This window comes from Caballeronia glebae (assembly GCF_001545035.1).
Lineage (GTDB): Bacteria > Pseudomonadota > Gammaproteobacteria > Burkholderiales > Burkholderiaceae > Caballeronia > Caballeronia glebae.
In genome coordinates this window covers 38,902-57,996 of record NZ_FCOJ02000047.1, presented here as the reverse complement: position 1 = coordinate 57,996, position 19,095 = coordinate 38,902, and the positions used below count along the sequence as shown (strand labels likewise).

Here is a 19,095-nt window from a genome sequence, read left to right as displayed (position 1 = left end):
CGTGCTCGCGTTGCTGATTTTGCCGCTCTACGTGCCGGTGCTCGTCTTCGGCGTCGGCGCGGCCGATCCCGCCGCGAGCGCCGCATGGTCGAACGCAAATTTCTCGCTGCTCGCGGCCGCGTTGTGCATCGCGCTCTGGCTGTGTCCGTGGGCGAGCGCGGCGGCTCTACGCATATCGATGGAATAGCGCCTATGAACTGGTTCCGCTACGCGTCTCTTCGCAACTTCGAACGCTTCGCCGCACGCGCGACGCCGTGGTTCGCGCTCGCGTCGATCGTATGTATCGCGGCGGGGCTCGCGATCGGCCTCGCCATCGCACCCGCCGATGCGCTGCAACGCGACATCTACCGCATCATGTTCGTGCATGTGCCCGCCGCGTGGATGTCCATGCTGATCTACGTCGTGATGGCCGCCTACAGCGCGCTGCATCTCGCGATGAACGCGCGCCTTTCCGCGATGATGGCCCGCGCGCTCGCGCCGACCGGCGCGCTTTTCACCGCGATCGCGCTGATTTCCGGCGCGCTGTGGGGCAAGCCGACATGGGGAACGTGGTGGGTCTGGGACGCGCGGCTCACCTCCGAGCTGATCCTGTTCTTTCTGTACGTCGGCTTTCTCGCGCTGCACGCGGCCATCGACGGCACGCGCCGCGCCGACCGCGCGTGTTCGGTTCTCGCGCTGATCGGCGTGGTGAATGTCCCGATCATCTATTTTTCCGTGCAATGGTGGTACACGCTGCATCAGGGGCCTTCGCTCGGCTTCGGCAGCGGCGTCGCGATGGAAAAGTCGATGGCATGGGGCCTCGTCGTGATGACGGCGGGATTCTGGTCGTATGCGATCGCGGTGGCGCTCACGCGCGTGCGCGTCATCATGCGCGCGGCCGAACGCGTGCGAGCGGACGACGAACGTCCGTCGCGAATCGAGGAGCGCGCCGCATGAACACGTTCGCACCCGTCCTGACGATGCTCGCGGCGAATCCCATCCTGACGGCCGCGCTCGCCGTCACCTTCGTGCTGATGAGCGCGGAAGCGTGGCTCGTGCATCGCGCGTTGCGTGAATCGAGGATGCGCCGATGAAAGCGCGTCATCGCCGGTTCGCTTTCATCGCGCTTGGCCTCGGGAGCGCCGCGCTCGCGTGCGCGTTCGTGCTCAATGCATTTCGCGCCAACGTAATGTTCTTCGTCAGCCCGAGCCAGATCGCGTCGCACGAGGAGACGCGCACGCAGCGCTTCCGGCTCGGCGGACTCGTCGAACGCGGCTCGCTCGTGCGCAGCGCCGACAGCCGCACCGTGAGCTTCATCGTCACGGACGGGCGCGCGTCGATTCCCGTCATCTACACGGGCGCGCTGCCGGACCTTTTCCGCGAAGGCAGCGGCGTCGTCACGCAAGGCACGCTCGGCGCCGATGGACGCATGCGCGCCGACGAAGTCCTCGCCAAACACGACGAAAAATACACGCCGCCGCAACTTGAACGCGCGCTGCGCGAGGTGCGCGCGTCGACGGACACGAACGCGGGAGCGCGCCAATGATTCCCGAACTCGGCCACTTCGCGCTGATTCTCGCGATGCTGCTCGCCCTCGTCGCGGGCATTCTGCCGATGCTCGGCGCGCATCTTTCCATCGAGCGATGGATGCGCGTCGCCGCGCCCGCCGCGTGCGCGCAGTTCGGCTTCATCGCGATTGCGTTCGGCTGTCTCGCGACGTCGTTTCTCGGCAACGATTTCTCGGTGATCTACGTCGTCGAGAACTCGAACTCGGCGCTGCCGGCCATCTATCGGTTCACCGCCGTGTGGGGCGGCCACGAAGGCTCGCTGCTCTTGTGGGCGCTGCTGCTGACGCTGTGGATGACCGCCGTGACGTGCTTCGGCCGGCGCCTGCCGCTGCCGTTCGCCGCGCGCGTACTCGGCGTGATGAGCTGGATCGACGCGGGCTTTCTGCTATTCATGCTGCTGACGTCGAATCCGTTCGCGCGCATCATGCCGCCCGCCATGGACGGCCGCGACCTCAATCCGCTGCTGCAGGACCCCGGCATGGTGATTCATCCGCCGCTGCTGTACATGGGCTATGTCGGCTTTTCGGTGGCGTTCGCGTTCGCCATCGCCGCGCTTCTCGAAGGCAAGCTCGATGCCGCGTGGGCGCGCGCATCGCGCGCATGGACGCTCGCCGCGTGGTTGTTTCTGACGCTCGGCATCATGCTCGGGAGCGCCTGGGCCTATTACGAACTCGGCTGGGGGGGATGGTGGTTCTGGGACCCCGTCGAAAACGCATCGTTCATGCCGTGGCTCGTCGGCACCGCGCTGATCCATTCGCTCGCCGCGACCGCCAAACGCGGCGCGTTTCGCGCGTGGAGCGCGTTGCTCGCGATCTGCGCATTCTCGCTTTCATTGCTCGGCACGTTCCTCGTGCGCTCGGGCGTCGTGACGTCGGTGCACGGCTTCGCGTCCGATCCCACGCGCGGCGTCTTCATCCTCGCGCTGCTCGCGCTGTTTTCGGGCGGCGGCCTCGCGCTCTTTGCGTGGCGCGCGCCGCGTGCCGCATCGGCGATCGGTTTCGAACCCGTGTCGCGCGAGGCGTTCCTGCTGTCGAACAATCTGCTGATGCTGGCCGCCGCCGCTTCGGTGATGCTCGGCACGCTCTATCCGATGGTCCTCGACGCGCTCGACCTCGACAAGATATCCGTCGGCGCGCCCTACTTCGACAGCGTTTTCGTCCCGTTGATGACGCCCGCCATCTTTCTGATGGGCGTCGGCCCGCTCGCGCGCTGGAAGGTCGCGCGCCTGCCGGAACTTGCCGTGCGTCTGCGCTGGGCCGCGCTCGTGAGCGTCGCGACGGCGTTTCTGCCAGGCGTGTCGCGACCGCTCGTGAGCCTCGGTTTTCTGCTCGCCGCGTGGACCTTCACGACGATCGCGACGGGCGTGATCGAGCGCATCGTTAAAGGACGGCAACGCGTGCGGCTCGCGACCGTCGGCATGTGGGTCGCGCATGCGGGCATCGGCGTGTTCATCGTCGGGGTGACGATGGTGAAGGGCTTTCCGGTCGAGCAGGATGCGCGGCTCGCGCCCGGCGACAGCGTCGAAGCGGGCGGCTATCGCTTCCGCCTGGATGACGTGCGCGCGATCGACGGCCCGAACTATCGCGCGACGCGTGCGACCATCGCCGTGACGCGCGAAGGGCGCGCCGTCGCGACACTGTATCCCGAGAAGCGCGAATTCCTCGTCTCCAACACGCCGACGACCGAAGCCGCCATCGACCAAGGCGTGCTGCGCGATCTGTACGTCGCGCTCGATCAGCCGGCGGGCGGCGATGCGTGGACCGTGCGCATCCAGATCAAGCCGTTCGTGCGCTGGATCTGGGGCGGCTGCATTTTGATGGCGCTCGGCGGTTTGCTCGCGGCGGCGGATCGGCGTTACGCGAAGCTGCGCGCGCCGCGGCGAGCCGCGGCCGTCGCGATTGCCGCGGAATCGCCGCAAACGATCGGCGAAACCGGACGATGAAGCGCTTTCTGATTCCGCTCGTCATATTCGGGCTCGTCGTCGCCGTGCTCGCGGCCGGCTTGCGGCACGATCCGCGTCGCCTGCCGTCGGCGCTCATCGGCAAGACCGCGCCCGGGTTCGATCTGCCGCGTCTCGACGCCGCGAACCAGACGATGTCGTCGGACGCAATGCGTGGGCGCGTGTGGATTCTGAACGTGTGGGCGTCGTGGTGCGAAGCGTGCCGCGACGAGCATTCCGTCCTCATGGACTTCGCGGCGAGCGGCGCGGTGCCGGTGTACGGTCTGAACTACCGCGACGAGCGCGAGCCCGCGCTGCAATGGCTTGCGACGGCGGGCAATCCGTATGTGACGTCGTTCTTCGATCGCGACGGACGCACCGGCATCGACTACGGCGTGTACGGCGTGCCGGAGACCTTCGTGATCGATCGAGCGGGCGTCGTGCGATATCGGCAGGCCGGGCCGCTTACGCGCGCGTCGATCGATCGCGTGATCCTTCCGCTCGTCGGCAAGCTGCAAAAGGAGAACGCGCGTGATTAGACGACTCGCGTTGTTGCTCGTTATGTGCATCGGCTGCGCGCATGCGCAACAGTCGCCCGATGACGAACGCGCGCGCCATCTCGCCGAGCATTTTCGCTGCGTCGTGTGCCAGAACCAGAGCCTCGCCGATTCCAACGCGGATCTCGCCGCCGATCTGCGCGCGCGCATTCGCGAGCAAGTCGGGCAAGGCGCGAGCGACGAGCAGATTCAGGCGTACATGGTTCGTCGATACGGCGATTTCGTGTTGTACCGGCCGCCGGTGAAGCCGGCGACGTGGGCGTTGTGGTTCGGGCCGTTCGCCGTGCTCGCGGCGGGCGCGATTGCAATGGCGCGGTATGTGCGGCGCGCGCAGCAGGCGCGACGGAGCAGGAGGACGACCCGATGATCCCGTTCTGGCTGATCGCTGCCGCAATGCTGCTCGCCGCGCTCGCCTGCGTCGTGCCGCCGCTGTTGCGCGCGCCCGTCACGCGACAGGGTACGGCGCATGCCGCGCTCGCCGGTTTGCTGATCGCGCTCGTGCCGGCGTCCGCGCTCACGCTTTACATGCGCATCGGCGATCCGGCGGCGCTCGCGGTTCAGACGGCGGCGGCTTCGTCGGCGGGCGAGCACGCGGACACGCCCGCATCGATGGAAGCGGCCGTCAGTCTTCTGGCCGCGCGCTTGCGGCGCAGTCCCGGCGATGCCCAGGGCTGGGCGATGCTCGGGCGCTCGTACATGGTGCTGGAGCGCCCCGCCGATGCAACGCAGGCCTATCGGCGCGCTGTCGCACTGAATCCGCGCGATGCCGATTTGCTCGCCGATTACGCCGATGCCATCGCAAGCGCGAACGGCGGCAATCTCAACGACGCCGCGCTGCGAGTCGTCGACTCGGCGCTCGCCCTCGACGCGGGTGAACCGAAGGCGCTGGCGCTGGCTGCGTCGGCCGCATTCGACCGGCGCGACTATACGAACGCAATCGGGTTCTGGGAGCGCCTGAGCCAAGTTCCGGATCTCGCACCGCAGATCGCGCAGCAGGCGCAGAAGAATATCGACGAGACGCGAGCCGTCATCGCCAAAGGAAGTGCGGCTTCGATCGAAGTGCACGTGAAACTGAGTCCGGAGCTAAAAACGCGCGTCCGCCCGACAGATACGCTCTTCGTGTACGCGCTCGCCGACGATGGCTCGCGCATGCCGCTCGCAGTGCAGCGGCTGAGCGCGAATCAGCTTCCCGCGACGGTTTATCTCGACGATTCCATGTCGATGACGCCGAGCCGCCGGCTCTCGGCTTTCGCACGCGTGAACATCGATGCGCGCGTGTCGGCTTCGGGACAGGCACGGCCGGCGCCCGGCGATCTGACTGGATCGAGCGGACCGGCGTCGACGAAAAACGCTGGCGTCATCGAAGTGACGATCGGCGATGTTGTACGTTGAGCGCGCAATTCAGCGCGGTTTGACGACCCCGGGCTGAACCGATTTGGCGTTCTCGGCAATATCGAGGTCCCAGTCGCCTTGCTCGTACCAGTCTTCACCGAGCAACTCGGCCGGATGCTGCGTGCGGCTCGAACCGTTTCCGCAACGCATGGCATCCGTCGCGCAGTAGTGGTCACAGCCCCAGCAGTTGCGCTCCGGGTGCTGCGGGTTCAGCGGAAATCGCTTCGACATCGTGGTGCTCCGTGGATTGCGGCATGCGAGCCATCGACCTCAAGCCTAAAACCGGACCCGTTCCGCGCCAATAGGATCAGGACGAGCGGTCACGGCTCGCAGCGAAATGCGACGTTTCAGTTTCTCAGCACGCGGCCGGAGAAATTTTCGTCGCGCCGGTCAACAACAGATCGATCAGATCGCGCACATTGCGGATCGCCGCGCCAAACGGCAGCTTCTCGCGCCCGCGGAAAAACAGGCCATTGCCGACATCGCCGCGCAACGCAGCGGCGAGACGCGTATCGATGCAGAAGTGGCCGAACTTCTCGATGCCGTCGCGCAGACCGCACGCGCTCAGGCATTCGAGCCCCGACGGGCACGTCTGCTTGCGTGCGCCGATTTTCGTGCGAATGCGTTCTTCGTTGCGCAGATAGCGCATGAGCCAAGGCGTTTTCACGGCGCGCGCGGGCAGGCCCGTCACGCTGACGAACTCGACGATGTCGTCGGGCGTCGCCTCGACCAGCACGCGCTTGAATTCCGGATGCGCGTCGCCCTCTTCCGTGACGGCGAAAGGTGTACCGAGCTGCACGCCGTTCGCGCCGGCCGTGAGCCACTTGCGCACGGCTTCGTGACTGTTGATGCCGCCCGCGACGATCACCGGCACGTCTTCACGCTTGAGCCCGAGCGTCGCAAACGATACATCGAGTTCGTTCAGCACGCGCTCGAAGCCGAAACGCTCGTGGTTCATGTCCGCGACGTCGGCGACGCCGAGATGGCCGCCCGCGTGCGCCGGATGCTCGATCACGATGGCGTCGGGCAAGCGGCCCTTCTTCATCCATTTCTTGAGCACGAGCGTGACACCGCGGCTGTCCGAAAGAATGGGAATCAGCGCGATATCGCAGCCTTGCGTGAGATCGGGCAGGTCGAGCGGCAGGCCCGCGCCCATCACGATGGCGTCGGCGCCTTCTTCGCACGCCACGCGCACGTAGTCGGCCTGCGCGCTCACGGCCTTCATCACGTTGATGGCGATCATGCCGCGCCCTTCCGACAACTCGCGCGCCGCCTTGATCTCGCGCGCGAGCGCGATGAGGTTCGCACGCTCAAGCGTCGGCCGCGTGTGGTCTTCGCGGCACATCGCGAGCAAGTCTTCATGGTGATGCCGCAAGTCGATGCTCGCGATGGTCCCGAGCGCGCCTTCACGTGCGACGCTGCCCGCGAGCCGATGCGCGGAAATGCCGACGCCCATGCCGCCCTGCACGATCGGCAGCAGATTGCGGCCACGAATCGTGAGCGGCGCGAAGGAATGAGCGTGAGAGGTCATGGGCAACTCAGTTTGATATGAATTCATGGTGTACAGCAAGATGTGATGCGAGCTTCGATGCAGCGCCGCGAATGTTCAGGCAGCGTGTGTGGCCTGCATCGCGTCGTGCCCGACCGCGTAGATCGCGACCTGCACGCGGCTCGTGAGATTGAGCTTGCGCAGAATGTTGCGCACGTGGATTTTCACGGTGCTTTCCGCGAGCATGAGCGAGCGCGCGATTTCCTTGTTGCTTGCGCCGTGCGACAGTTCGCGCATGATGTCGCGCTCGCGTGTCGTAAGCGGATCCGCGGCCGCCGCTGGAGCGGGAACCGGCGCGACCTTCGGTGCGCGCATGCTCGCGACGAGCTTCGCCGTCATGTCGTCGGCAATCACGGGCTGGCCCGCCGCCGCCTTGCGGATCGCACTTGCGAGCGTCTCCGTTTCGATGCTCTTGAGCAGATAACCGCATGCGCCATCGCGCAACGCCGTTGAGAGTTCGTCGAGATCTTCGGATACGGTCAGCATGACGACCGCAGTTTGTGGGACGTCCTGCACCAGCAGTTTCAGTGTTTCGAGTCCGGAAAGTCCGGGCATGTTGAGATCGAGCAGAATCACGTCTGGACGAAACTGCTTCGCGCGCTTGAGGCCTTCGAGCCCATCGGACGCTTCGCCGACGACTTCGAAATCGGACTGACGTTGCAGCAGCGCGTGAACGCCTGAGCGAAACAACGCGTGATCGTCGATCAACAGAATGCGGATGGTCATGACAACTCGAAGCAGCTCTAGAAACGACCGCGCGGGACCATATTCAAGCAGTCTGACGCGCCGGGGCCGGCAAGACGAGTTCGACGCGCGCGCCATGTCCGGGCGCACCGGTCAACCGAAGCGCAGCGCCGAGCCTTTGCGCGCGCTCGCGCATGATGTGAAAGCCGACATGCGTCTCGCCAAGGACGGCCATCTCTTTCGGATCGTAGCCCTGACCATCGTCCTCGACAAGGAGGCTGAAGTCGCGATTATTGACGATTGTCACGAAAACGTGCCGTGCCTCCGCATGTTTGCGAATGTTCGAGAGCGCCTCCTGCAAAATGAAAAGCACTTGCAACTGCTGATCCGGCGACAAGGGCAAGCCGCCTTCTTCGCGATAATCGAGCGACAAAGCGATGCCCGTCTGCGTTCCAAAGCGTTCGATGGATTCGTCCACGGCGGACCGTAGATCGCCGCTACCAAGCTTCGTGCGGAAATTCATCAGGAGTTCGCGCACGTCGTCGTAGCTGTCCGCCACGCCGCCCGCGAGCAACGGCACGATCTCGCGGATCTCGTCCATGCGCTCTTCGCGCGTGGCCGCGTCCAGCAGATGCACGTGCATTTTCATGAAATTCAGGCTCTGCGCGATGCTGTCGTGCAGACCCTGCGCGACGAGATTTCGTTCCTGCGATACCGCAAGTTGCCGCGCCAGCGCCGCGAGCCGACGGCTCTTGAGCGCCGTACCGAAATGCGCGCCGAGCGTTTCGAGCAATTGCGCTTCCGACGCCGGAATGGTCCGCTCGCCGCTGAAGTGCAGCGAAAATGCGCCAAGCTTTTCTCCCTGCGACACGATGTTGAACGCCGCGACGCTCGCGAAACCCACTTGCCGGCAGGGACGCTGGTCGCACGCGCCGGTGCCGGCGGCAAAACAACGTTCGTCCTGAAGCAACACAGCAGGCAATCCTTCCGAGCCGATCAGGCGCACTTGACCATCTTCTGTGAGGAGACGAACCGCCGCACCGTCGGCGTCGAACTGAAGCATGAGGCGTGCGAGAAAGCCTCGGCACAGCGCGTCGACATCGTTCGGCTGATTCACGAACGCCGCCATTTCATAGAGCGCCGTGAGTTCGCGGTTCTGCGCGGCGAGCTCGGCGGTCTTCGCCTCGACACGGCCTGCGAGGTCGCGATAGAGCGTCTGCAATTCCGCGGCCATACGGTTGAAGCCCGCGGCGAGATGTCCGAATTCGTCTTGCGTTTCAACGGGCAGACGCGCATCGAACTCGCGTGCCTCAATACGCGCAAGCCCTTCATGCAGGCGCTGCACGGGCACGACGATCCATAAATAGAGCAGATAAACGATTGCAGCGGTGCCGATGCACGCCATCGCCGCGAGCGCCATCTGAGACGTGCGCAGCCACGCGGTCTTGCGCGCGTTCTCGCGTTCGATCAAACCGACCAGTTGGTCCGCGCCCGTGACGAAAGTGCGCAATCGAAGCAGATAGCGCGAAATCGCCAGTGAATCTGCGGCAGTCATGCCTTCGCGAACATCTGGTTCGAGTCGCGAGTGCCACTCATTCGCGACGTGATCGAATTGGCGGCGGACATCGGAATCATTGGGGAGGAAAAGCGGGCGCGCCGGATCGCCCTTGCGCAGACGATCCAGCGTCGAGTTCATCTCTTTGATCTGAAGCTGCAGCGGCGGTGATGCCGCTCGTTCGCCCTTCAACAGCGCAATAGCCACGGCGTTCGCGCGCATGCGCAGGCTGCCCGCGTCGTTGATCGCGGCGCCTGCGCCTTGCAGTTGCCATGAGAGCCAGAGTGTCCCGCCGATCATCGCGAGCACCAGGACCAGCGACACCGTCGACAGCGTGACGATGCGCGTGGTCAGGCGTTCGCGAAACGAAGACAGGAACATGCTGCTAGATCGAAGATTTCAGCGGCTGCGGACCAGTTGCCACGCGCGCCCGAGATAGCCGAGCGAAGCGAAGCCGCTCCACACATGCACGAGACGCGTGAATGGGAAGATCACGAAGAGACTCATGCCCATGAACAAGTGTACACGGAAGAGTAGCGGCGCATCTGCGACATATTGCGCGGCATCGCCCCTGAACGTGACGATGTGCTGTGCCCAGGTCATGAGCCGCACCATCATCGCGCCGTCCAAGTGACCGGCCGATACGCCGATCGTCGACAGGCCGAGCAACAGCGTGATCAGAATCCACAGCAGCAGCACGCGGTCGCCGACCTTCGTCACGGCGGACAGGCGCGCGCTAGTCAGGCGTCGATGCAGCAGGATCAGCAGGCCCGCGAGACACATCGTGCCCATCACGCCGCCGGCGACCATCGCGAGAACCTGCTTGACGCTATGTTCGACGCCGAGCGCATCCCACACCGCGACTGGCGTGAGCAAGCCGACGAGGTGCCCGAAGAACAGTCCGAGAATCCCGATGTGAAACAGAATGTTGCCCAGTCGGAGATTACCGCGATCGATGAGTTGGGTGCTGTCTGCCTTCCACGTGTATTGCTCGCGCTCGAAGCGCACGAGGCTGCCGAAGAGAAATATGCTGGCGGCGATATACGGATAGATGCCGAACACGAAGGAGTTGATCATGTTCATCGTGCGTCCTTTGCGGTGGGTGCGTCCGCGCCGGCCGTCATTGCGCCGCGCGGGTGAAAGCGAATGGTCTGCGTCTCCAGACGCACGTGCGGTGCGAGCAGCGGTTCGACGCCGTCCGGGCCCGGCTCGATCGTCGCGAGCATCTCGTCCATGTCGCGCACGGGCGGATGCGAGAGCGGGCGCGGCTCGATTGTCGCGAGTTCGCGCAGCACCGCGAAGATCGCGGCATACGGGCTTTCATCGCGAGCGAGACGCCCACCGATCGCGTCGAGCACGTGGATGGCGTCATCGAGCAGCGACTGCGCGCGATCCGGATCGACCGCGCCCAGCGCTTCGAGAAAGAGCGGCACGTAATCGGGCAATTCGTTCGATTCGACATCGAGGCCGAGACCGCGATACTCGTCGAGCAGATCGACCATTGCCTGACCACGATCGCGGCTTTCGCCGTGAACGTGCTCGAACAGATGCAGCGAGTGCGACGGATTGCGATCGAACGTGGCCACGTATGCGAGTTGCACGTCGATCAGCGGACGCTTCAGCGACGCGATGAGCGGCGCGAGATGCGCCCGTGCCTGCGGCCACTCGTGCAGCGCGGCTTCGATCTCCGGCAGCGCCTCCAGGAGCGCGGGCTCGGGATAATCGAGCAGCGCGGAAAGAATGGGATAGAGCGACATAGTTTGATCCTCGATCAGCCTTCCTGGAGGGATTTTTTGCGCGACTTCGGAAGGGCCGCGTAGCTCACTTCGCCATGCGTGCGCGATCCGAAGAGCGATGCTTCCGATACGCCCCGCGAACTGCAATTGCCGAACTCGAACCCGCAACTGCCCTTTTCATCGAAGCTGTCCTCCGTCATTTCCTTGTGCGACGACGGCACGACGAAACGGTCTTCGTAGTTGGCGATCGCCATCAACTGGTACATCTCTTCCACTTGCGAAGCCGTGAGACCGACATCGTTCAACACAGCGTCGTCGTTCACGTTGTTCACGTTCTGACCGCGCTTGAACGCACGCATTGCGAGCATGCGACTCAGCGCGGCGACGATCGGCGCCTCATCGCCGGCGGTGAGCAGATTTGCGAGGTAGCGCATCGGAATGCGCAGGCTCTTCACGTCCGGAATCATGCCGTTCAAGCCCATGTGACCGGCATCGGCGGCCGACTGGATGGGCGAAAGTGGCGGCACGTACCAGACCATCGGCAACGTGCGGTATTCCGGATGCAACGGGAACGCGACCTTCCACTCGCACGCCATGCGATACACCGGCGAGTTTTTCGCCGCATCGAGCCAGCTTTGCGAGATGCCCTGACGCAGCGCTTCGGCCTGAACGTCCGGATCGTTAGGATCGAGGAACAGATCGAGTTGCGACTGATAGAGATCCGTCGTCGCTTCGACCGACGCAGCCTCGGCGATACGATCCGCGTCGTACAGCATCACGCCGAGATAGCGGATGCGGCCCACGCACGTTTCCGAGCACACCGTCGGCTCGCCCGATTCGATACGCGGATAGCAGAACACGCACTTCTCGGCCTTGCCCGACTTCCAGTTGAAGTACATCTTCTTGTACGGGCAACCGGACACGCACATGCGCCAGCCGCGGCACTTGTCCTGATCGACGAGCACGATGCCGTCGTCTTCGCGCTTGTACACGGAACCCGACGGGCACGACGCCACGCACGCCGGATTCAGGCAGTGCTCGCACAGGCGCGGCAGATACATCATGAAGGTGTTCTCGAAAGTCGAGTACATCTCCTTTTGCACGTTCTCGAAGAGCGCATCGCGTCCGCGCGATTCGAATTCGCCGCCGAGATCGTCTTCCCAGTTCGGGCCCCAATGGATCTTGTCCATTTTCTTGCCGGTGATCGCGGACACGGGGCGAGCCGTGGGCGGCGTCTCCGAAAGCGGCGCGTTCTGCAGGCGCTCGTAGTCGAATGTGAACGGCTCGTAGTAGTCGTCGATGGCCGGCAGATTCGGGTTCGCGAACAGGTTCGCGAGCACCTTCAGCTTCGGACCCTGACGCGGCTCGATGCGTCCATCGCTTTTACGAACCCAGCCGCCGTTCCATTTGTCCTGGTTCTGCCACTGCTTCGGATAGCCGATACCCGGCTTAGTCTCGACGTTGTTGAACCACGCGTACTCGACGCCATCGCGCGACGTCCACACGTTCTTGCATGTCACCGAACAGGTATGGCAGCCGATGCACTTATCCAGATTCAGGACCATCGCCACCTGGGCGCGGATCTTCATGATGCTGCTCCTTCCTTGAGCGGGCCTTCGAGCCAGTCGACTTTCTTCATCTTGCGCACGATGACGTATTCGTCGCGGTTGCTGCCCACGGTGCCGTAATAGTTGAAGCCGTAAGCCTGTTGCGCGTATCCGCCGATCATGTGCGTCGGCTTGAGCACCGTGCGCGTGACCGAGTTATGGATGCCGCCGCGCATGCCGCTCGTCTCGGCGCCCGGCACGTTGATGATTTTTTCCTGCGCGTGATACATGAGGCACATCCCGCGCGGTACGCGCTGACTCACGACGACGCGCGCCGTCAGCGTGCCGTTCACGTTGAACACTTCGACCCAGTCGTTGTCTTTCAGACCGGCTTCCTTCGCTTCCGCTTCCGACACCCACACGTGCGGACCACCGCGCGACAGCGTGAGCATGCGCAGGTTGTCCGTGTACGTCGAATGGATGCCCCATTTCTGGTGCGGCGTGATCCAGTTCAGCACCAACTCGTGCTCGCCGTTGGGCTTCGCGCCGAGCATTGGCGAAATGGTCTTCGTGTCGATCGCGGGCCTATAGACGCACGAGCCTTCGCCGAAGTCCAGCATCCAGCGATGATCCTGATAGAACTGCTGACGCCCGGTGAGCGTGCGCCATGGAATCAGCTCGTGGACGTTCGTGTAGCCCGCGTTGTAGCTGACTTCTTCCGATTCGAGCCCGGACCATGTCGGCGCGGAAATGATCTTGCGCGGTTGCGCCTGAACGTCGCGGAAACGGATCTTGTCGTGCTCGCGACCAAGCGCGAGGTGCGCATGATCCCGGCCCGTGATCTTGGAGAGCGCTTCCCACGCCTTCACCGCGACATGACCATTCGTTTCGGGCGCGAACGTGAGAATCATCTCCGCGGCGTCGATGGCGGTCTCAAGTCGCGGACGTCCCTTGTTCTCGCCGGAGAGGCCCGCGAATTCTTCGACTTCGTGCGCCGTGTTCCAGTTGATACCCTTGCCGCCGTTCCCGAGCTTCTCCAGCAACGGTCCGACGGTCGTGAACTTCTCGTAGATCGCGTTGTAGTCGCGCTCGACGAGCGTCATCGAAGGCGCGGTCTTGCCGGGAATCAGATCGCATTCGCCGTGACGCCAGTCTTTCGGTTCGAACGCCTGGCCGAGTTCGCCCGGCGTGTCGTGCAAGAGCGGCGTGCAGACGAGGTCCGTGCGCGTGCCGAGATGCTTGCCGCCGATCTCGGCAAACTTCTTCGCGATCGCCTTATAGATTTCCCAGTCGCTCTTGCTTTCCCACAGGGGCTGCACCGCCTCCGACAACGGATGGATGAACGGGTGCATGTCCGATGTGTTGAGGTCGTCCTTCTCGTAGAAGGTCGCGCTCGGGAGCACGATGTCGCCATAGAGGCACGTCGTACTCATACGGAAATCGAGCACGGTCAGCAGATCGAGCTTGCCCTCTGCCGCGTCGCGCACGTTCACTTCAACGGGCTTGATCGCATCGGCTTCGTCGGCGAACAGCGCGTTCTGCGTACCGAGCAGATATTTCAGGAAGTATTCGTGTCCCTTGCCGGAACTGCCGAGAATATTCGAGCGCCACACGAACATGTTGCGCGGGAAGTTCGCGGGATTGTCGGGATCGTCGCACGCGAAATCGAGCTTGCCCGACTTCAGTTGCTCCACCGTGTATTCGATCGGGTCGCGGCCCTCGCGCTTCGCGGCGTCGACGATATCGAGCGGATTCATGCCGAGCTGCGGCGCCGAGGGCAACCAGCCCATGCGCTCAGACTTGGCGTTCATGTCCAGCATCGAGAGGTTCTCGTAACGCGACTTGTCGGCGGTCGGTCCGAGCACTTCGTTGACGGCGACTTTTTCGTGACGCCATTGACTCGTGTGGTTGTAGAAGAACGACGTGCCGTTCATCTGCCGCGGCGGACGCGACCAGTCGAGCGCGAATGCGAGCGGCGCCCAGCCGAATTGCGGACGCAGCTTTTCCTGGCCGACGTAATGCGCCCAGCCGCCACCGCTCTTACCGATACAGCCGCACATCATCAGAAGATTGATGATGCCGCGATAGATCATGTCGTTGTGATACCAGTGATTCAGCGCGGCGCCGACGATCACCATGCTCTTGCCCTGCGTTCGATCCGCGTTGTCGGCAAACTCGCGCGCCACCTGAATCACGAGATGGCGGGGCACGGTCGTGTGCTTTTCCTGCCATGCGGGCGTGTAGGGCACGTCGTCATCGTAGGACGTCGCGACGTTCGCGCCGCCAAGCCCTTGATCGACGCCGTAGTTCGCCATCTGAAGGTCATACACGGTCGTGACGCGCGCGCTCGTGCCATCCGCAAGCGCAATGCGTTTCACCGGCACGCGACGCGCGAGCAGCGCTTCGTGTTCCGCGCCGAAGTACGGGAAGCTGACCTCGGCGACTTCGTCGCAGGCGTCGACAAGCGATAGACGCGGATCGATATCGCGGCCCGAGCCGCCGTCCTTCTGTTCGAGATTCCAGCGGCCGACCTTCGCGCCATCGTTGTGATTCACCTCGCCCCAGCGGAATCCGATCGTGCCGTTCGGCGCGACGATCTTGCCGCTCGGCTCGTCGATGACGAGCGTCTTCCATTGCGGATTGTTCGCTTCGTCGAGATCGTTCTGCAGTTGCGATGCGCGCAGGAAATGATCGGGCACGAGCGTGCCTTCGTGTTCGCGCAGCACGACGAGCATCGGCATGTCGGTATAGCGCTTCACGTAGTCGCGGAAGTACGCGGACTTGCCGCTCGCGTGAAACTCCTTCAGCACGACGTGGCCCATCGCCATGGCGAGCGCGGCGTCGGTGCCCTGCTTCGGCGCGAGCCAGATGTCGCCGAACTTCACCATTTCGCCGTAGTCCGACGACACCGCAACCGTCTTCGTGCCCTTGTAGCGCACTTCGGTGTAGAAGTGCGCGTCCGGCGTGCGCGTCTGCGGCACGTTCGAGCCCCACACCATCAGGTACGTGGAGTTGTACCAGTCGGCGGATTCGGGCACGTCGGTCTGTTCGCCCCAGACCTGCGGCGATGCGGGCGGCAGATCGCAGTACCAGTCGTAGAACGACAGGCATGCGCCACCGATCAGGCTCAGATAGCGCGCACCGGCGGCGTAGGAAACCATCGACATCGCGGGGATCGGCGAGAAGCCGATCACGCGGTCCGGACCGTACTTGCCGATGGTGTACGCATTCGCCGCCGCGATGATCTCGCTCGCCGTGTCCCAGTCAGCGCGCACGAAGCCGCCCAGACCGCGCACACTCTTGTAGCGCTTCGCCTTCACCGGGTCTTCGCAAATGGACGCCCAGGCCGCGACCGGATCGAGCGTCTTGCGCGCCTCGCGCCACATTTCGATGAGACGGCCGCGAACCATCGGGTGCTTCACGCGCTGCGCGGAATACACGTACCAGCTATACGACGCGCCACGCGGACATCCACGCGGCTCGTGATTCGGCAAATCGGGGCGCGTGCGCGGGTAGTCGGTCTGCTGCGTTTCCCACGTGATCAGGCCGTTCTTGACGTAGACCTTCCACGAGCACGAGCCCGTGCAGTTCACGCCATGCGTGGAGCGCACGATCTTGTCATGCTGCCAGCGGCTGCGATAGCCGTTCTCCCAACCGCGGTCTTCGTTCACCACCGCGCCATGTCCATTCGAAAACGTGGACTTGATGCGCGACATGAACTTCAGCCGATCCAGAAAGTGACTCATCCGTTTCTCCGACACGGCGGCCATGCGCCGCCATGAATACATTTATTCGAGTGTAGAGGCACGATGCCCGCACGCCCATTCCCCGAAAGGAGCGACCGGCGCGCGCCAGAAGGACTAGTGCGCGCACTCCTTTCGGACTAGTTCAGCACGGCATGGCCGCGTTGCGGCGCGCGTAGCAGAACCACGTCACCGCCGCGCACAGCGCATAGAAGCCGATGAAGCACCAGAGCGCGGTGTTGGGCGAGCCGGTCATGCTCATCGACGAGCCGAAGCTGCGCGGGATGAAGAAGCCGCCGTATGCGCCGATCGCGCCGGCAAAGCCGAGCACCGCCGCCGATTCCTTCGCGGCTTCATGCAAGCCCTCCTTTTTCGCGGCGTCCGACTGGCCTTGCGTTTTGCGCTGATTCTGCGTGAGGAAGATCACAGGGATCATGCGGAAGGTCGAGCCGTTGCCGATGCCCGTCAGCGCGAACAAGACGACGAACATCGCGAGGAAACCGGCGAAGTTGCCGCCCGCGCCGTCGTGCGGCAGAAACGCCATCACGCCGAGAACCGCTGCAATCATCAAGATGAAGGTCCACAGCGTCACGCGCGCGCCGCCGAGGCGATCCGAGATCCAGCCGCCGAACGGCCGCGTGAGCGCGCCGGCCAGCGGCCCGAGGAACGCGTAGGCAGTCGGATTCACCGACGTGAACTCCGCCTTCGTCAGCAGCGCGAGCCCTGCCGAAAAACCGATGAACGATCCGAACGTGCCGGTATACAACAGACACATAAGCCAGTTGTGCTTGCGCTTGAAGATGACTGCCTGTTCGGCGAACGACGCCTTCGCGTCAGCGATGTCGTTCATCCCGAACCACGCCGCGAGCGCCGAAATCACGATGAACGGCACCCAGATGAAGCCCGCGTTTTGCAACCAGACGCTGTGCTCGACGCCGTTCACGTCGTAGGACTGGCCTGCGCCCGCGAGTGCGCCGAACACGCTCGCCGAGATCACGAGCGGCGTCACGAACTGCACCAGCGACACACCCAGATTGCCGATGCCCGCATTCATGCCCGTCGCGAAACCCTTTTCCGCCTTCGGAAAGAAGAAGCTGATGTTCGCCATCGACGAACTGAAGTTCGCGCCGCCGAAGCCGCACAACAATGCGAGCACAAGCAACGTCGTATAGCCCGTCGACGGATCGCGCAACGCGAAGCCCATGCCGAGCGCGGGAATCAGCAGACTTGCCGTGGAGAACGCCGTAAAGCGGCGTCCGCCGAAAATCGGCACGAGGAACGAATAGAAGATGCGCAGCGTCGCGCCCGACAACGCAGGCAACGCGGTGAGCCAGAAGAGCTGGTCCTTCGAAAAGTGAAAGCCGCCCTTGTCGAGACTGACGACGACGACGCTCCACAGCGACCACACGGCGAACGCCAGCGCGAGTGCGGGAATCGAGATCCAGAGATTGCGGCGGGCGACCGATTCGCCCGTCGCGCGCCAGAAGGTGGCGTTCTCGGGCTCCCATTTGGTGAGCAGGTAACGTGATGACATGGCTATTGCTTTTGTTGAAATGTGAAGTGCATGCAAATGAGGCTGACCGCGGTCGCGCCGAACATCAGCATGAAACAGGTGGTGCGCACACCGGTGAGGTCGACGAGCAAGCCGAAGAGAATCGGCAACAGGAAGCCGGCGAGTCCGCCAGCCAGCCCGACGATGCCCGAGACGGCGCCGATATTCGCGGAGAACTCGTCCGAGACGAACTTGAACACCGACGCCTTGCCGACCGCCATTGCGACGCCGACGACGAACATCAACGCCGTGTAAGCGAACGGTCCCATTTCGATGTGGAACGTGCGCGGGCCGTCTTTGGCGTGGACGATGAAATCCGTCGCCGGATAGCTCAGCAGGAAAAAGCACGCGAGCGCGATCCACATCACGATCCAGGTCGTGCGATAGGCGCCGAAGCGGTCGGACATCCAGCCGCCGAGCGCGCGCAGCACGCCGCCGGGCAGCGAGAAGCAGGCGGCGAGGAACGCAGCCTGTTCGATACCGAAGCCGTATTGATTCACGTAGTACTGCGGCATCCACAAGGCGAGGCCGACATAGCCGCCGAACACGACCGAGTAGTACTGCGCGTAACGCTGCACGCGCCGGTCTTTCAGCACGGCCATCTGCGCGGCGAAACTCTGCGTGCTCGCGCTACGATGCGCGGGATCCGATACCGACACGAACCAGAAGACGAGCGCGGTGACGAGCATCGCGACCGAATAGACCTTCGGCACGATGGTCCACGTGCCCGCCGAGAGGATCAGCACGGGTGCGACGAACTTGGTCAGCGCCGCGCCCGAATTGCCCGCGCCGAAGATGCCCATCGCGAAACCTTGACGCGACTTCGGGAACCAGCGCGCGACATACGGCGTGCCGACCGAAAACGATGCGCCCGCGATGCCGACGAACAGCCCGAGCACGAGGAATTGCCACAACTCGGTGGCGTAGCTGATCAGCCAGATCGGTACGATGGTGACGGCCATCGTGCAGAAAAAGACGATGCGGCCGCCGAAGCGGTCGGTCCAGATGCCCAGCGGCACGCGCAGCAGCGAGCCCGTGAGCACGGGCGTCGCGGCGATGACGCCGAACTCGGTATCGGTGAGATTGAGCTGCTTCTTGAGAGGAATGCCGAGAATGGCAAAGACCATCCAGATGGCGAAGCAGATCGTGAATGCGAAGGTGCTCGCGCCGAGCACGCGCCAGGCGCGCTTGTCGGTGGACGCGTGTGTGCTGAGAGGGGTGTCGACGACGCTCATCGTCCTTTCCTTGTCGTTGTAACTTTGTCGACAAGAGTAAGGAGCGTGGCGTGACACGC

Annotated in this window: 18 protein-coding genes; 8 read left to right on the top strand and 10 right to left on the bottom strand. The window is 63.8% G+C overall.

What is annotated here, in order from left to right; genetic code table 11:
* The 8 genes from AWB82_RS26615 to AWB82_RS26585 all read left to right on the top strand — a co-directional run.
* The coding region (locus AWB82_RS26615; RefSeq protein WP_200818207.1) for a heme exporter protein CcmB at window positions 1-187 on the top strand (187 nt) is incomplete at its 5' end.
* Between the two features lie 5 nt (window positions 188-192).
* Window positions 193-936 (top strand): heme ABC transporter permease CcmC, encoded by a 744-nt coding sequence (gene ccmC, locus AWB82_RS26610; RefSeq protein WP_086972339.1) that lies wholly within the window; start codon window positions 193-195, stop codon window positions 934-936.
* Window positions 933-1,073, top strand: coding sequence for a hypothetical protein (locus tag AWB82_RS38060; protein ID WP_200818206.1), 141 nt, complete (start codon window positions 933-935; stop codon window positions 1,071-1,073). The genes ccmC and AWB82_RS38060 overlap by 4 nt, the downstream gene beginning before the upstream one ends.
* Window positions 1,070-1,525, top strand: a complete 456-nt coding sequence (gene ccmE, locus AWB82_RS26605; RefSeq protein ID WP_086972338.1) for a cytochrome c maturation protein CcmE — start codon at window positions 1,070-1,072, stop codon at window positions 1,523-1,525. Before AWB82_RS38060 ends, ccmE begins: the two co-directional genes overlap by 4 nt.
* Window positions 1,522-3,489 (top strand): heme lyase CcmF/NrfE family subunit, encoded by a 1,968-nt coding sequence (locus AWB82_RS26600; RefSeq protein WP_086972337.1) that lies wholly within the window; start codon window positions 1,522-1,524, stop codon window positions 3,487-3,489. Before ccmE ends, AWB82_RS26600 begins: the two co-directional genes overlap by 4 nt.
* Window positions 3,486-4,025: a DsbE family thiol:disulfide interchange protein gene (locus tag AWB82_RS26595; RefSeq protein WP_086972336.1), complete on the top strand. Its 540-nt coding sequence runs from the start codon at window positions 3,486-3,488 to the stop codon at window positions 4,023-4,025. Before AWB82_RS26600 ends, AWB82_RS26595 begins: the two co-directional genes overlap by 4 nt.
* Window positions 4,018-4,410, top strand: a complete 393-nt coding sequence (locus AWB82_RS26590; protein WP_235023448.1) for a cytochrome c-type biogenesis protein — start codon at window positions 4,018-4,020, stop codon at window positions 4,408-4,410. The genes AWB82_RS26595 and AWB82_RS26590 overlap by 8 nt, the downstream gene beginning before the upstream one ends.
* The gene (locus tag AWB82_RS26585) at window positions 4,407-5,435 is read left to right on the top strand and encodes a tetratricopeptide repeat protein (RefSeq protein ID WP_086972334.1); all 1,029 of its coding nucleotides are present in this window, start codon (window positions 4,407-4,409) and stop codon (window positions 5,433-5,435) included. The genes AWB82_RS26590 and AWB82_RS26585 overlap by 4 nt, the downstream gene beginning before the upstream one ends.
* 9 nt (window positions 5,436-5,444) lie before the next feature.
* Here AWB82_RS26585 and AWB82_RS26580 read toward each other — a convergent pair whose 3' ends face one another.
* From AWB82_RS26580 to AWB82_RS26535, 10 genes are all read right to left on the bottom strand, one after another.
* Window positions 5,445-5,666, bottom strand: coding sequence for a DUF3079 domain-containing protein (locus tag AWB82_RS26580; RefSeq protein ID WP_086972333.1), 222 nt, complete (start codon window positions 5,664-5,666; stop codon window positions 5,445-5,447).
* Window positions 5,667-5,790: 124 nt separating this feature from the next.
* On the bottom strand, window positions 5,791-6,966 hold the full coding sequence (locus AWB82_RS26575; protein WP_096031463.1) for an NAD(P)H-dependent flavin oxidoreductase: 1,176 nt from the start codon (window positions 6,964-6,966) through the stop codon (window positions 5,791-5,793).
* Between the two features lie 75 nt (window positions 6,967-7,041).
* Window positions 7,042-7,710 carry a response regulator gene (locus AWB82_RS26570; protein ID WP_086972331.1) on the bottom strand — a complete coding sequence of 223 codons (669 nt, stop codon included), beginning with the start codon at window positions 7,708-7,710 and terminating at the stop codon, window positions 7,042-7,044.
* 43 nt (window positions 7,711-7,753) lie between these two features.
* Entirely contained in the window at window positions 7,754-9,604 is a 1,851-nt protein-coding gene (locus AWB82_RS26565; RefSeq protein WP_086972330.1) for a type IV pili methyl-accepting chemotaxis transducer N-terminal domain-containing protein, read from the bottom strand.
* Between the two features lie 18 nt (window positions 9,605-9,622).
* Window positions 9,623-10,306 carry a respiratory nitrate reductase subunit gamma gene (narI, locus tag AWB82_RS26560; RefSeq protein ID WP_086972329.1) on the bottom strand — a complete coding sequence of 228 codons (684 nt, stop codon included), beginning with the start codon at window positions 10,304-10,306 and terminating at the stop codon, window positions 9,623-9,625.
* Window positions 10,303-10,980 (bottom strand): nitrate reductase molybdenum cofactor assembly chaperone, encoded by a 678-nt coding sequence (gene narJ / locus AWB82_RS26555; RefSeq protein ID WP_086972328.1) that lies wholly within the window; start codon window positions 10,978-10,980, stop codon window positions 10,303-10,305. The genes narI and narJ overlap by 4 nt, the downstream gene beginning before the upstream one ends.
* Before the next feature lie 14 nt (window positions 10,981-10,994).
* Entirely contained in the window at window positions 10,995-12,548 is a 1,554-nt protein-coding gene (gene narH, locus AWB82_RS26550) for a nitrate reductase subunit beta (protein WP_086972327.1), read from the bottom strand.
* Window positions 12,545-16,252: a nitrate reductase subunit alpha gene (locus AWB82_RS26545; RefSeq protein WP_086972344.1), complete on the bottom strand. Its 3,708-nt coding sequence runs from the start codon at window positions 16,250-16,252 to the stop codon at window positions 12,545-12,547. The genes narH and AWB82_RS26545 overlap by 4 nt, the downstream gene beginning before the upstream one ends.
* Before the next feature lie 142 nt (window positions 16,253-16,394).
* Window positions 16,395-17,783 (bottom strand): NarK family nitrate/nitrite MFS transporter, encoded by a 1,389-nt coding sequence (locus tag AWB82_RS26540; RefSeq protein ID WP_086972326.1) that lies wholly within the window; start codon window positions 17,781-17,783, stop codon window positions 16,395-16,397.
* A 2-nt stretch (window positions 17,784-17,785) separates the two neighbouring features.
* Window positions 17,786-19,036 (bottom strand): MFS transporter, encoded by a 1,251-nt coding sequence (locus tag AWB82_RS26535; RefSeq protein ID WP_086972325.1) that lies wholly within the window; start codon window positions 19,034-19,036, stop codon window positions 17,786-17,788.
* Window positions 19,037-19,095 lie beyond the last annotated feature (59 nt).

What these genes read in the sequence shown, in the direction of transcription:
- narI (WP_086972329.1), bottom strand. Translation starts at nt 10,306, where the DNA reads ATGAACATGATCAACTCCTTCGTGTTCGGCATCTATCCGTATATCGCC.
- AWB82_RS26565 (WP_086972330.1), bottom strand. Translation starts at nt 9,604, where the DNA reads ATGTTCCTGTCTTCGTTTCGCGAACGCCTGACCACGCGCATCGTCACG.
- narJ (WP_086972328.1), bottom strand. Translation starts at nt 10,980, where the DNA reads ATGTCGCTCTATCCCATTCTTTCCGCGCTGCTCGATTATCCCGAGCCC.
- ccmC (WP_086972339.1), top strand. Translation starts at nt 193, where the DNA reads ATGAACTGGTTCCGCTACGCGTCTCTTCGCAACTTCGAACGCTTCGCC.
- AWB82_RS26545 (WP_086972344.1), bottom strand. Translation starts at nt 16,252, where the DNA reads ATGAGTCACTTTCTGGATCGGCTGAAGTTCATGTCGCGCATCAAGTCC.
- AWB82_RS26585 (WP_086972334.1), top strand. Translation starts at nt 4,407, where the DNA reads ATGATCCCGTTCTGGCTGATCGCTGCCGCAATGCTGCTCGCCGCGCTC.
- AWB82_RS38060 (WP_200818206.1), top strand. Translation starts at nt 933, where the DNA reads ATGAACACGTTCGCACCCGTCCTGACGATGCTCGCGGCGAATCCCATC.
- narH (WP_086972327.1), bottom strand. Translation starts at nt 12,548, where the DNA reads ATGAAGATCCGCGCCCAGGTGGCGATGGTCCTGAATCTGGATAAGTGC.
- AWB82_RS26575 (WP_096031463.1), bottom strand. Translation starts at nt 6,966, where the DNA reads ATGACCTCTCACGCTCATTCCTTCGCGCCGCTCACGATTCGTGGCCGC.
- ccmE (WP_086972338.1), top strand. Translation starts at nt 1,070, where the DNA reads ATGAAAGCGCGTCATCGCCGGTTCGCTTTCATCGCGCTTGGCCTCGGG.
- AWB82_RS26540 (WP_086972326.1), bottom strand. Translation starts at nt 17,783, where the DNA reads ATGTCATCACGTTACCTGCTCACCAAATGGGAGCCCGAGAACGCCACC.
- AWB82_RS26535 (WP_086972325.1), bottom strand. Translation starts at nt 19,036, where the DNA reads ATGAGCGTCGTCGACACCCCTCTCAGCACACACGCGTCCACCGACAAG.
- AWB82_RS26600 (WP_086972337.1), top strand. Translation starts at nt 1,522, where the DNA reads ATGATTCCCGAACTCGGCCACTTCGCGCTGATTCTCGCGATGCTGCTC.
- AWB82_RS26595 (WP_086972336.1), top strand. Translation starts at nt 3,486, where the DNA reads ATGAAGCGCTTTCTGATTCCGCTCGTCATATTCGGGCTCGTCGTCGCC.
- AWB82_RS26580 (WP_086972333.1), bottom strand. Translation starts at nt 5,666, where the DNA reads ATGTCGAAGCGATTTCCGCTGAACCCGCAGCACCCGGAGCGCAACTGC.
- AWB82_RS26570 (WP_086972331.1), bottom strand. Translation starts at nt 7,710, where the DNA reads ATGACCATCCGCATTCTGTTGATCGACGATCACGCGTTGTTTCGCTCA.